A 12,695-nucleotide genomic window follows, 5' to 3' on the forward strand; every position below is an offset into this window, starting at 1 on the left:
CAAGACGGGAGTCGGCGAAAACCGGCATGGATGCCGTGTCTACCTATACAAATACTTTATATAGCAATCACTGACGATAACTGTTAAAAATGTAAAATGAAAAACTAATTTTAAATAGTTAAACATTTAACCATCTGCAATTTTTTAACTTACTGAGATGAAATTTTGTCTGAATTAGAAAATACAGAATATTTTAATAAATATTTTTCAACCTATCCCGACAATAGTTCCCTGATGAGTCTGATAGAATTTTTTAAAGACTTTTCAGATGATAACTCTGATTTAGAATCGATAGTTGGAGATATTCTACGTGGTTCATTAGACGAAGTTATTGATATGCCTCGAACTAATAGATTCAGCCTAGATGAACTTGAGAAGACCGAAAAAACTTACATAGGCACAAAAGTAGAAATTCTGTTTCGAGACACGTTTGGACTCGACAAGGGAGATAAACTAGATCTAAAGGTCCGGGGTCATGAAGTTGATGTGAAAAACACCATTGGATCAAATTGGACGATCCCAAGTGAAGCCCTAGACGAGATCTGTGTATTGCTCCAAGCAAATGACAATAAGTCATCATTCTGTTTTGGTTTACTGATCTGCCGAAATCGGGTACTGAATCAAGGAAAAAATAGAGATGGTAAGCGAACTATTTCTAAAGAGGGAAAAAACGAAATTTTGTGGATTGTAAAAGATGGAGCTCTACCAAAGAATTTCTTTTTACATATGAATGACGATTTGAGGCATGAAATACTTTCACCATCTGGCGGTGCAACTAGATTAGCCAACCTTTTTAGGAGCTTTCAAGGGGAGATTATTACGCGAAGATTAGTCGAATGTGTTGCCCGCCAAAAAGACTACATGAAAAGGATAAGAGGGAATGGTGGAGCCAGGGACATCCTAGCTCAAGAAGAACTTTTAATTTTATGGGGAGGTAGTATAGAGGATAACAAAAAGCTTAAATCTCTCGGTTTTAAGGGAATAAATGCTGAACACTTTGTTTGTATAAAAAATAATATTTAAACCGCCTTTTTAAACTTAGCAGCTTCCAATGCGCTTATTATGCTTTTACCTATGTGTTTAGCAACCGGTGGGGGAAATGCATTACCAACTTGTCTGTAAGCAGGAGTTTTTTTTCCGAAGAATTCCCACCAATCAGGAAAGCCTTGGATTCTTGCTGCCATTCGCACAGTAATCAATGGCATGCCTTTGTATTCTTCTTTATCTTTATAGCCTGTAAAACCTTGTTGTGGAGGTTCATTTCCTACAATACACCCATTGACATACAATTCTTGCCAAGCCTTTCTAGCTCTAGTTGGTCCTAAATCTGGGCCACCATGTTTCTTCGAGCCCCCGACTAAGGTTGGTGCTATTTTATTTGCTTTCTTTTTCCACGATTTCGCACCTTCCCACCCGTTACTGGCCATTAAATCATAAAGTGCCTCCCCAACTGTAGGTGGCTCAATGGATTGATCTGGCCAGGAAAAAAATTTCGCATATTCGGGCCTTAGTGCTACCAATATGACTCTGGGCCGCAATTGAGGAACACCATAATCAGAAGCATTATGCAGCTTCCAAAAAGTTTCATACCCCATTTCGTGCAATCTTTTATCAATACCTGAACGATATTCATCAAACTTGGGTTCAAGTAGGCCAGAAACGTTTTCAAGCATGACAGCTTTCGGGTCTGTTTTTTCAACAATTTTTAATGCTGCTGGAAATAAATCCCTTTCGTCATCTTTGCCTAATTGCTTGCCCGCTTTTGAAAATGGTGGACATGGAACGCCACCGGCAACCAGGTCAACTCCCTTATATTCATGCGCACCGTTCTCTGCAAAATGTTGAACGCAACCCTCAAGTATTTTTTCCCAACCTAAATCATGGGTAGCATTATTAAGCTCAAGTGTTTTACATGCAGGTTTATCTATTTCTATCAATAGCTTATGTTTGAAGCCTGCCTGATGAAGGCCAAGCGCTTGGCCCCCAGCACCAGCGCAAAGCTCTAATGATGTATATTCGTAAACCATAAAAACCCTCCATTAACACTGTTTAAACATACAGCATTAATGGCAAATATCAAATTCAAAAAAGGCGATTTTACGCGTTTGCTCGCACTTAACAAGCGCATGCAATCGTATAGCCAAAACTGTCATTCGTTTTTCCAAAAGACGGCACAATCGGCGCCATCGTGGCTTGCCGTTGAATGAGTGGCTAGCAGCTGACTCTCACCATACGACTATATGTTTCCCCCTTGCCTACATCCACCGCGCGAGGCGCGGAACCAAAGGTTCTCGCGCAGATAGCCTGCTTCCCACCATTTTCAAGCGGCGTTTATGAATGTTTTATGACATTTTGTTTGCGTAACAAAAGTGTCACACCGCTCCGTTAGTCTTGCCGAAATTTTTAAACACATCCGCAAAACCCAACGGAGAACAACATGAAATTAGCCGGCTTATTCAAAGCTTCTGCCATCGCTTCAGCTCTTGCCCTGGTAGGCTGTGGTGGTGATATCAACATCACCCCAACTGTTAACGATAACAGCACTTACACAGACAACAGCGTTAATAACTCTAACAATACCACTGGTGGCACCAGTGAAGATGTGACCTGTGCAAGCTATGAAAGCGCGGCCGGTACAGTAGAAGGGACGTTCGACGGTCTGGACTGTCTGTACAACGACTCTTTTGCCAGCAAAAATATTTCAATCACGTCAAACATCACGTTCGAAGAGCTGCCAAACGGCGGTGTGCACAAGTTTGATGACGCCCTGTTAATCGGCGAAGACGGTGACACCAGCGCTGGATTCACTATCCCGGCAGTTGGCCCAACCATGACAGTTAAGCCAGGTGCAGTGTTGGCATTCAGCTCAGGTGAAGCCATCATCCGTATCGCCCGTGGCGCAAAAATTCAGGCAGTAGGTACCTCTACTAAGCCAATCGTTTTCACTTCTGCCAACGCATTTGACCGTTTCGATAACGAAGGTAACGGCCCACTGTACGCAGACTGGGGTGGCATCATCATCAACGGTAAAGGTATCACTGACCAGTGTACTGATGCAGAGCGTGCAGGCGCTACCTGTAACGTGGCCTCTGAAGGTATCACTAGTTACTTCGGTGGCAACGACAATACAGACTCTAGCGGTAACATCAAATGGGCGAAAATCTGGTACGCCGGTTCTGGTCCGCGTGTAGGCGGCGAAGGTGACGACCTGAACTCACTGACCCTGAATGCGGTAGGTTCTGGCTCTGAGTTCGATTACATTCACATTCACCAGGGCTTCGATGACGGTATCGAAATCTTCGGTGGTGCCACTACCCTGAAGCACATCGTGGTAACTGATACCCAGGATGACTCTTTCGACTTCGACGCTGGCTGGCAAGGTAAGGCGCAGTTCCTGTTTATCAAACACGGTAGCGTAACTCTGTCTGACGGTTCTATTGCCCACATGGGTAACGGTGGTTTCGAGTCTGACGGTGTGAAAGGCGCGTCTTCTGCCGAAGTATCGCCTTCTAACCCAACTGTAGCTAACGTAACGGTTATTACCTCAGATGAACTGTCTGTGCGTGACGGTGATCCATCAACGGCTTACAAATTTGACGATGAATTCAATTCGCAAATTTATAACGCTCTGATCATCAAAACCAGCGCGACACAAACTCACTGTATCTCGTTCTCAAGCGACGGTGAGAAGCAAGCAGACAAGATTGCCTTCCACAACTCGGTAATGGCATGTGACTCTGAGTTTGCTGATGCGGACGGTACGTTCAACAGCGGTAAAGAGCCAGCTGCGCTGACCGGTACTACTCTGACTGATTGGTTCGACAACAGCGGTGCCAACGAGCGTATTGCAGCCTCTGCTACTGTACTGGCAGCAGACGGTTTCTCTACCAACACTGCATCAACGGATATCACCATCTCAGCCAATGATTTAAGCACGCTGGACTCAAGCTTCTTTGATTCTGCCGCCTACATCGGTGCAGTGTCTGACCAGGATACTTCATCAAACTGGTACAAATGGGTTGAAGCAGCAGTTGCTGCGGCAGACGCAGACTAATCGTTGGAACTTCTCAGGAACCAGGCGCCAAGGTGCGCCTGTTTTTTGATTCGAAGAGGAGTTGATGATGAAGAATCAATATAAGATCAAGAAATTAGCGGCTGCGATCAGCCTGAGTCTGGTTGCCACAGGCAATCTGGCCATGGCGCAGGAGCAACAGGAAGATGCCGTCATCGACGAAGTGGTGACGAAAGGCTCGCGTCTGCAAGGCAGCGCAGCAGCGGTCATCGAAGAGCGTAAATCTCAGGCCTTCGTAGCGGATATTCTCGGTGCCGAGCAAATGACCCGCACCGGTGACAGCGATGCCGCATCGGCATTACGTCGCGTAACCGGTCTGACGTTGGTTGATGGCAAGTTTATCTATGTACGTGGTTTAGGTGAGCGTTACTCCAGTGCCCGTTTAAACGGCGCCGCGGTGCCCAGCCCGGATTTAACCCGTAACGTACTGCCACTGGATATTATCCCTTCAAGCGTTATCGAGAGTATGGCGGTGCAAAAAGCCTATTCTCCAGCCATGCCAGCGGCATTTGGTGGGGGTAGCATCGATATTCGCACGAAATCTGTGCCTAGCGAATTTACCGCCAAACTGGAAGTAGGTCTGGGTTACGACTCGGTATCGGACAAAGGTTATACCTATAACCGTCCGGACGGCGATATGCCGCAGGCACTGCAAAACGCCATTGTGTTCTACAAGGGTGATTTTGGCCTGGGTAATATTATCCAGCTGAGCGACTTACAGGATAACGAAACAGCTACTCGCGCCGAGCAAGCCATTGCGATTAACAATGACCTGCTGCGCTCACTGCCACGCAATCTGGCCTTGCAGGAGAAATCCCTGGATCCGGATTACAAGCTCAAAGGCAGCATTGGTAACAGCTTCGACGAAGATTTGTTCGGCGGTACCATTGGCTTTATGGCGTCTGGCTCTTACGACAAAGACTGGCGCGTAGCCAACAAGCGTACCGGTGTAATTGCCCAGGCGCCTGTGGAAAACTGTGCAACCACATTAAACACTCTGGAAGAGGCGGCTGCGTCGTGTTACGACACTGTCAAAGACTCTGTCAGTACCTCTGAAAACGAGCGTTACAATGGCGTTGTCAACATTGGCTACAAATATGACACCCATAAAGTGTCGTATACCAACCTGTACCTGGTCGACAGCGAAGATGAAACGGAAGTCTCCACCCTGCAAAGCCCGGCGGGCAGTACGGTGTTCACTATCGTTGGACAGGATCGCGCAAACCGCACTCACGAAATGACCTATGAAGAGCGCAAGCTGCAGATTTCTCAGTTTGTCGGTCAGCATACGTTCCTGGATTTCGGTGGGTTAGGCGCCGATTGGCAATATACCCGCTCGAAAGCGACAACGGATATTCCGGTTAACGCCGTGTTTAAGTTCCGCGATAACTACGCAGGCGGTGTGTGGGACAACTCATCGATCACCGGTGATGACAACCGCGTCGTTTACTCTTACACCCAGATGGATGACAGAGTAAATTCCTACGGCGGAAACCTGTCTTACCCAATGTTTACTGAAAATTTTGAGCTTGAACTGAAAGCCGGTTACGACATTACTGATCGTGCCCGTCTGTACAGCACCTCAAGCTTTGCAGTCAATAATGCTACCGGTCAGGCCATTACCATTAACGATGGCAGCCAGTCACCTTTAGCTAACAGTGGTTATCTGAGCGACAGCTTTATCGATGGTCAGCGCATTCTGGTCGACTTTAACGAGCCTACCGCACCGGATGCGGATGACTACCTGGCAGCCCAGAAAATCAATGCGGGTTACTTCTCATTTGATGTGTTCTACAAAGGCTACCTGCGTTTCAGCGGCGGTCTGCGTTACGAAGATTTCAAACAAACCTCGATTGGTACCTCCAGTTTGATTTTCACCAAAGAAGATCTGGATATCTTCTATGCACCAGAGAAAATCGAGGCCGGTAGCCTGATGGAAGACGATATCTACCCTGCCCTGTCGGTGACCTATGTCGGCGGCAAGGACTATCAGATTCGTTTCGGATATGGTGAAACCGTAGTACGTCCGGACCTGCGTGAAGTGGTGCCGGTCACTTACTACGATCCGCTGACGGATATCCGTACCTTTGGTCGTGTTGGCCTGCAAAGCAGCCCGATTAAAAACTATGACCTGCGTTATGAATACTACGCAGAAAATGGTGATAACTACTCGGTCGCGGCGTTCTACAAAGATATCAACTCGCCAATCGAAACCATTTTACGTATCGGTGATGAAGAATATTCAGCCACCTTCGTCAATGGTGACTCGGCAGAGGTCTACGGCGTGGAATTCGAAGCATTGCATGACTTGTCATACATTGCGGGCGGATTCTTTGCTTCGGGTAACGTGACACTGAGTAAATCGGAAGCGGTTATCGACCCGGCGCAAGCAGGGACATTAACCAATCCGACCAAGCCAATGACTGGCCATTCTGAGTACGTGGTAAATATGCAACTGAACTACGACTCAGACAATGGTGAGCACTCTGCCTCTTTGGTTTACAACGTATTCGGTGAGCGGATTATCGCTGCCGGTGTTGCCGACCGTGAAGATGCGTACGAGCAGCCATTCCATTCACTGGATTTAGTGTACAACTACTTCCCGGACTTCAATTCCCGCATCAGCCTGAAGGTGAAAAACCTGTTAGGTGAAGATCAGGAAGTGACCCAGTCTGGCATCGTGGTACGTTCTAAAGAAGTCGGTACGGCCATTTCATTGACCTACTCTTACGATTTCTAATCTGTATAACGCCGGTGCCAGCCACCGGCGTATCTTTCCTGGCGTATTTTAGCCGTCATTTCGCCCTTCCTGTCACATAACCGTCATATAACTTAAAAATTAGTGTCACATAACTGACATATCCTGTGCGCAATTCGAACCGGCAGCCGCCGCTTTCTTTTATTTCAGGGTATGTTTTATGACATTTTCAAAAAAATTCCCCCTCAGCTTACTGGCCAGCAGCTTATTGCTGACAACCGCCGTGGGGGCGCAGCAGGAAAGCGAACTCAAACCTGCCATGCAACAGGCGCAGGCAATTAATGACTCTGCCGCTAAAACGCAGGAAAAAATCGACAAAATCACCGATCAAATGGACAGCAAACTGCAACAGTTTAAAGCGCTGAACAAGCAGATCGCTGACCTGGAAGTCTACAACCTGCAAATGCGTAAACTGATTGCCGGTCAGGAACAGCAAATGACTGACCTGAACGAAGCCATGGATAAGGTTAGCGTTATTGAGCGTCAAATTACCCCGTTAATGTTACGCATGATCGATGGTCTGGAGCAGTTTATTGCGCTGGATATCCCGTTCCTGCCTGAAGAGCGCGCCAACCGCGTGAAAGGCCTGCGCGAAATGATGGATCGTGCTGACGTGGCACCATCGGAAAAATTCCGCCGCGTGATGGAAGCCTACCAGATTGAGATGGACTTCAGCCGTTCAATGGAAGCCTACACTGCCGTTCACCAGATTAATGGCAAAGACCAAAACGTCGAGTTCCTGCGCGTCGGTCGTACCGCACTGGTCTACCAAACTCGTGATGGTCAGCATCAGGGCATCTGGAATCAAAACGAAGGTAAATGGGTAGAGCTGGACGATTCCTATCGCAGCGAAATCAATAAAGGTTTACGTATGGCCAAGAAGCAAATTGCGCCAGACCTGTTAACCCTGCCTGTAGCCGTTACTAAATAAGAGTTTGATGACCATGAAAAACATTGTGAACCGTCTGGTTATTAGTCTGTTTGCTGGCGCAGTTGCTTTAAGTGCAGGCGCGCAGGAAACCAAGCCGTTGGATCTGGATGCATTATTAAAGCAGCTGGAACAGGGCAAATTTGAACAGTACAAACAAAATGAAGCCCGTGAGCGTGAGTTCACGTCTCAGGTTGCTGAGCAGGACGCCATGTTGCGTGACGCCCGCGCGCGCCTGACTGCCCAGGAAAAACTGTCCGGTCAGCTGGAAACCCAAAGTGAAGAGAACGAAATCAAAGTGACCAACCTGAAAAGCGCCTTAGATGAGCGTAAAGGGTCACTGAAAGAATTGTTCGGTGTACTGCAGCAAGTTGCGGGCGATACCCGCTCTAAGTTCGCTAACTCCATGGTATCGGCACAAATTCCTGGCCGTGGTGAGTTCCTGGACAAACTGGCGCAGTCAATGGGTACCGGTTCACAGATGGCGTCGATTGAAGAAATCGAGCGCGTGTGGTTCGAGATCCAGCGTGAAATGACCGAGTCTGGCAAAGTCACCCGTTTCGACACCGAAGTGGTGGAAGCGGACGGTACCCGTCACCAGAAATCTGTCGTACGTGTTGGCCCGCTGGCGATGGTTGCAGATGGCAAATATCTGGAATTCGACGGCGCGACCGGTTCGGTACTGGAACTGAAACGTCAGCCAATTGACCGTTACCTGGACAGCGCAGCCGCGTTAGAAGCTTCTAACGGCGAACTGGTGAAGTTCGGTATGGATCCAACCGGTGGTTCGATTCTGGGCCTGCTGGTTCAGGCGCCTACTCTGATGGAGCGTATCGACTACGGTGGTCTGGTAGGTTACATCATCCTGGCGGTCGGTGCGGTTGGTTTACTGTTAGGCCTGGAGCGCATGCTGACTCTGTTCGTGGTTCGTCAGAAAGTGAACAAGCAACTTAAGTCTTCTGTACCAAGCGACAACAACCCGCTGGGCCGTGTGATGAAAGTCCGTGACGCGCATCCCAATGCCGATACCGAAGCACTGGAACTGCACCTGACTGAAGCGATTCTGGCCGAAATGCCACGCCTGCAACGCAACCTGACGCTGATCAAGATGATCTCTGTGGTTGCCCCACTGATGGGTCTGTTAGGTACCGTTACCGGTATGATCATTACCTTCCAGCAAATCACGCTGTTCGGTACCGGTGACCCGAAACTGATGGCCGGTGGTATCTCAACGGCGCTGGTTACCACAGTACAGGGTCTGGTCGTGGCCATTCCTATGACACTGCTGTACGCCATGCTGAGTACCCGTAGTAAGAACATCATCCACGTGCTGCAGGAACAAGCTGCCGGCGTGATCGCCGAGCGAGCTGAGCGGAGCTAAGTCTCATGCTGGAATTTTTTGAAGCCATTCGCGACTTTACCGAAACCGGCGGCACCGTGCTGCTGGTTATCGGAGTCCTGATATTCGTGATGTGGCTGATGATCCTCGAACGCATTATGTATCTGCTTATCTGGCATAAGCAGGCCAAGAAAGATGCGGTGGCGCGCTGGAATCAGCGTACCGACCATAGTTCGTGGAATGCGCACCAAATCCGTCAGGCCACGGTCTCGCGGATTAGCATGGCGCTGTCATCTAACTTACCTGTGATTCAGGCGTTAGTGGCACTGTGTCCTCTGCTGGGTCTGATGGGTACCGTAACCGGCATGATCGAAGTATTCGATGTGATGTCGATGACCGGCTCAGGCAGTGCACGTTCCATGGCTTCCGGGGTATCAAAAGCCACAATCCCTACCATGGCTGGCATGGTTGGCGCCTTATCCGGCGTATTTGCCACCACCTGGTTAACCCGTACAGCGAAAAAAGAGCGCGCCCACTTGGAAGACGCGCTGGATATTCACGTAACCAAAGGTGAGTAACGAGAATTATGAAACAGTCATTTATGAACATGGTGGAAGAGGAAGAAGCGAACATCGACATGACGCCGATGCTCGACGTGGTATTTATCATGCTGATCTTCTTCATTGTGACTGCATCGTTTGTCAAAGAAGCCGGTATCGACGTTAACCGTCCGGATGCAGCCACTGCGGTTGCCAAGCCTCGGGCCAACATCCTGGTTGCGATTAGCGATAAAGGTGAAATCTGGATCAACAAACGTCAGGTCGATGTGCGTGCGGTCCAGGCCAACATCGAACGTCTGCATGCGGAAAACCCGCAGGGCACAGTGGTGATTCAGGCCGACCGTAAATCCACCACCGAAGTGTTGATCAAGGTGATGGATGCGGCCCGAGCAGCGGGTATCGAAGATGTCTCTATCGCGGCGCAAGAGCAGTAAATGATGCAGAGCCTTCAACGCATTGTGGTTGCATTGGTACTGGCAGGTGCAGTAACGCTGGGCCTGTTCTACCTGATGCAATCGTTAATCAAAAGCGGTGACACGCAAATGAAAGAACCGCCTGCCGGGCGTGTTCTGGACTTTGTGCGGGTCAAGCCGGAAGAAACGGTTAAACAAAAAGAAAATAAACCGCAGAAGCCGCCTAAGCCGCAGGAGCCACCTCCGCAAATGGAAGCGCCGCAACTGGATAATCCGAATCCGGAAGCCAGCGCCAGTTCTACCACCTTTACCGCGTCGGTGGATACCGGCATGGGACTGGAAGGTGGCCCGTCACTGGAGTCCAGTGATGGTGATTACCTGCCTATCGTGCGTCAGCCAGCGGTTTATCCGCGCATGGCACAGTCACGGGGTATCGAAGGCTGGGTGATCGTGGAATTCACCGTAACCAAGAACGGTTCGGTGCGCGATCCATCTGTGCTGCAGGCAGAGCCGCAGGGAATTTTTGAGCGTAGCGCCATGGATGCGGTACTGAAGTACAAGTACAAGCCACGCGTAGTGAATGGTGAGGCCACCGAAGTGGGTGGTGTTACCGTCAAAGTCACATTCGAACTTTAACGGAGCAAGATGATGAGCAAAGTTAGTCATGTTGTACGTAGCCTGCTGACGCTGGGTGTAGCTGCCGCGGTGCTGACCGCACCTGTGGTGATTGGTTCTTCGATTGCCGAAGCCGCAGAGCCTGCCAAAGTATATAAAACCCGCAAGGTCCCTACCCTGCGCGCCAAGGTTTACGATCAGTTAGCCCGCGCCCAGGAAATGGCCGATGCAGGCAAAGTGCCAGAAGCACTCGCCGTGCTGGATGAGGTCAAAGACAAAGCCGGCTCGATGAACGATTACGAACTGGCCATGCTGTATAACTTCTACGGCTTTACTTACTACGGTCAGGAGCAAATGGCGGACGCCATCGCTGCGTTCAAACAGGCAGTAAGCTACGACAATATTCCGGAGTCCTTTGAACAGGGTATTCTGATGTCTCTGGCGCAGCTGCAACTGATGCAGGGCGACTTTGACGGTTCGATTGCCACTCTGGAGCAATGGGACAGTCTGCAGCAAGGCGAAACGCCGGCGAAAAACCGTATCGTTAAAGCCCAGGCTTATTATCAGGCCAAGCAATACGCCAAGGCGGCTGAGCAGATTGAGCAAGCCATCGCGCAGACCGAAGGAGAAGGCTATGCGGTCAGTGAAAACTGGTTCGTGTTACAGCGCGCAATTTACTTTGAGCTGAAGCAGCCAGAGAAAGTCAAAGACGTGCTGGTAAAAATGGTGCAACTGTTCGATAAGCCGGAATACTGGATGCAACTGGCCGGTATGTACGGCGAACTGGGACAGGAAAAAATGCAGCTGGCCACCATGGAAAGTGCCCGCCAGAAAGGCTACGTGACCAAAGGTGATGACATCTACAATCTAGCGCAGCTGTATTACTACCACCGCATTCCGTACAAAGGCGCAGAGCTGTTAGAGCAAGCGATTAAGGCAGGCAAAGTCGAGAAAAACCTGAAACACATGACGTTTCTGGCGCAAAGCTGGCAATTAGCCAAAGAAATCGACAAAGCGGTACCGGCCATGATGGCGGCTTCTGAGCTGGCCAATGATGGCGAGCTGGATGCCCAGTTAGCGCAAATTCTGTTAAACGCCGATCGCAATAAAGAAGCTATTGCTGCCGCCGAGCGCGCACTGGAAAAAGGCAACCTGAGCAAGCCGGGTACCACCTATCTGGTGCTGGGTATGGCCTACTTTAACCTGGGTGAATACAACACCGCACTGAATCAACTGGCCGAAGCAGAGAAGCATAAAGCCAGCGAGCGCATGGCAGTGCAATGGGGTAAATATGTGCGCGCTGAGAAGCAGCGTGTGGAATCCCAGCAGGATTTATCTGCCTCAGTAGGCAACTAACCTTCTTTTCTCCCTGAATGTAAAAAAGCGGCCCAGGCCGCTTTTTTTATCAGTGCGATTGATGAAGCATCAATTCATCGTAAGCATTCTGACTAAAAGCCTGCACAGCAGCCGGATCTTGCCGGTTTACCTCACTTTTACCCTCAACTTCTTCTAGAAACACCAAAAAACGTTTGTCGATGAGCTCGGTGACGTCGCCATAATCAAAATCATATAAGCGCTCAAATTTGATGGTGTACCCAATGCCCTGCGTGCCCTTTATGATCTGTTCTATTTCAGCGGTTATGCTCAGTTTATCTGCTCCCAGATATTCTGACTTCACGACATCGATATAGCGCACTACATAAACTTCATCAGAGCGGTGGAGCATTTGCAGCGCAAAGCTGTCTCGCTCACTGATTTCATGCGCCTGACCTGCACACGCCAAGGCAATCAGACTGAATAACAAACACTTTTTTATCACCTTGTTACCCCCTGCTAATTTGGAATAGGCGCTGCTTTGAAATTAAATGTACACGTCTTCATCGGTTTTTATCAGATAACGTAAATGAGTGCTATGTATGGCATTTCTACTTGTTGTGAACTTCATTTCCTTGTTCTTTTTCAATGGTTTGACGCGGGTGAAAATGTTTAGCAATTTGTCGCGGTGGCGAC

11 protein-coding genes are annotated in these 12,695 nt (G+C 49.1%); 9 read left to right on the forward strand and 2 right to left on the reverse strand.

Annotated elements, in window-relative coordinates; genetic code table 11:
- Window positions 1–165 precede the first annotated feature (165 nt).
- Entirely contained in the window at window positions 166–1,023 is an 858-nt protein-coding gene (locus TK45_RS16060; RefSeq protein WP_131259857.1) for a NaeI family type II restriction endonuclease, read from the forward strand.
- Here TK45_RS16060 and TK45_RS16065 read toward each other — a convergent pair.
- A complete protein-coding gene (locus TK45_RS16065) occupies window positions 1,020–2,027 on the reverse strand; it encodes a DNA cytosine methyltransferase (protein WP_131259858.1) in 1,008 nt (335 codons plus the stop codon). The two genes, TK45_RS16060 and TK45_RS16065, sit on opposite strands and share 4 nt — an antisense overlap.
- 410 nt (window positions 2,028–2,437) lie before the next feature.
- On the opposite strand from TK45_RS16065, the gene TK45_RS16070 reads away from it, so the two are divergent.
- The 8 genes from TK45_RS16070 to TK45_RS16105 all read left to right on the forward strand — a co-directional run bounded on the left by TK45_RS16070 (window position 2,438) and on the right by TK45_RS16105 (window position 12,041).
- The gene (locus TK45_RS16070) at window positions 2,438–4,054 is read left to right on the forward strand and encodes a hypothetical protein (protein WP_131259859.1); all 1,617 of its coding nucleotides are present in this window, start codon (window positions 2,438–2,440) and stop codon (window positions 4,052–4,054) included.
- Between the two features lie 67 nt (window positions 4,055–4,121).
- Window positions 4,122–6,812, forward strand: a complete 2,691-nt coding sequence (locus TK45_RS16075) for a TonB-dependent receptor plug domain-containing protein (RefSeq protein ID WP_131259860.1) — start codon at window positions 4,122–4,124, stop codon at window positions 6,810–6,812.
- Window positions 6,813–6,990: 178 nt separating this feature from the next.
- On the forward strand, window positions 6,991–7,761 hold the full coding sequence (locus TK45_RS16080) for a DUF3450 domain-containing protein (RefSeq protein WP_131259861.1): 771 nt from the start codon (window positions 6,991–6,993) through the stop codon (window positions 7,759–7,761).
- A gap of 13 nt (window positions 7,762–7,774) precedes the next feature.
- Window positions 7,775–9,139: a MotA/TolQ/ExbB proton channel family protein gene (locus TK45_RS16085; protein ID WP_131259862.1), complete on the forward strand. Its 1,365-nt coding sequence runs from the start codon at window positions 7,775–7,777 to the stop codon at window positions 9,137–9,139.
- 5 nt (window positions 9,140–9,144) lie between these two features.
- Window positions 9,145–9,675: a MotA/TolQ/ExbB proton channel family protein gene (locus TK45_RS16090; protein WP_131259863.1), complete on the forward strand. Its 531-nt coding sequence runs from the start codon at window positions 9,145–9,147 to the stop codon at window positions 9,673–9,675.
- A gap of 8 nt (window positions 9,676–9,683) precedes the next feature.
- Window positions 9,684–10,091 (forward strand): biopolymer transporter ExbD, encoded by a 408-nt coding sequence (locus TK45_RS16095; RefSeq protein WP_131259864.1) that lies wholly within the window; start codon window positions 9,684–9,686, stop codon window positions 10,089–10,091.
- The gene (locus TK45_RS16100) at window positions 10,092–10,706 is read left to right on the forward strand and encodes an energy transducer TonB (RefSeq protein ID WP_254426650.1); all 615 of its coding nucleotides are present in this window, start codon (window positions 10,092–10,094) and stop codon (window positions 10,704–10,706) included. It abuts the gene before it with no gap.
- A gap of 9 nt (window positions 10,707–10,715) precedes the next feature.
- Complete coding sequence (locus TK45_RS16105; RefSeq protein WP_131259865.1) at window positions 10,716–12,041, forward strand: lipopolysaccharide assembly protein LapB; 1,326 nt, start codon at window positions 10,716–10,718, stop codon at window positions 12,039–12,041.
- A 49-nt stretch (window positions 12,042–12,090) separates the two neighbouring features.
- On the opposite strand, the gene TK45_RS16110 is transcribed toward TK45_RS16105, so the two are convergent.
- Window positions 12,091–12,489 (reverse strand): hypothetical protein, encoded by a 399-nt coding sequence (locus tag TK45_RS16110; RefSeq protein WP_131259866.1) that lies wholly within the window; start codon window positions 12,487–12,489, stop codon window positions 12,091–12,093.
- Window positions 12,490–12,695 lie beyond the last annotated feature (206 nt).

The organism is Bowmanella sp. JS7-9, assembly GCF_004329715.1.
Taxonomy (GTDB): Bacteria; Pseudomonadota; Gammaproteobacteria; order Enterobacterales; family Alteromonadaceae; genus Pseudobowmanella; species Pseudobowmanella zhangzhouensis.

What these genes read in the sequence shown, in the direction of transcription:
- TK45_RS16065 (WP_131259858.1), bottom strand. Translation starts at nt 2,027, where the DNA reads ATGGTTTACGAATATACATCATTAGAGCTTTGCGCTGGTGCTGGGGGC.
- TK45_RS16070 (WP_131259859.1), top strand. Translation starts at nt 2,438, where the DNA reads ATGAAATTAGCCGGCTTATTCAAAGCTTCTGCCATCGCTTCAGCTCTT.
- TK45_RS16075 (WP_131259860.1), top strand. Translation starts at nt 4,122, where the DNA reads ATGAAGAATCAATATAAGATCAAGAAATTAGCGGCTGCGATCAGCCTG.
- TK45_RS16080 (WP_131259861.1), top strand. Translation starts at nt 6,991, where the DNA reads ATGACATTTTCAAAAAAATTCCCCCTCAGCTTACTGGCCAGCAGCTTA.
- TK45_RS16085 (WP_131259862.1), top strand. Translation starts at nt 7,775, where the DNA reads ATGAAAAACATTGTGAACCGTCTGGTTATTAGTCTGTTTGCTGGCGCA.
- TK45_RS16090 (WP_131259863.1), top strand. Translation starts at nt 9,145, where the DNA reads ATGCTGGAATTTTTTGAAGCCATTCGCGACTTTACCGAAACCGGCGGC.
- TK45_RS16095 (WP_131259864.1), top strand. Translation starts at nt 9,684, where the DNA reads ATGAAACAGTCATTTATGAACATGGTGGAAGAGGAAGAAGCGAACATC.
- TK45_RS16100 (WP_254426650.1), top strand. Translation starts at nt 10,092, where the DNA reads ATGATGCAGAGCCTTCAACGCATTGTGGTTGCATTGGTACTGGCAGGT.
- TK45_RS16105 (WP_131259865.1), top strand. Translation starts at nt 10,716, where the DNA reads ATGATGAGCAAAGTTAGTCATGTTGTACGTAGCCTGCTGACGCTGGGT.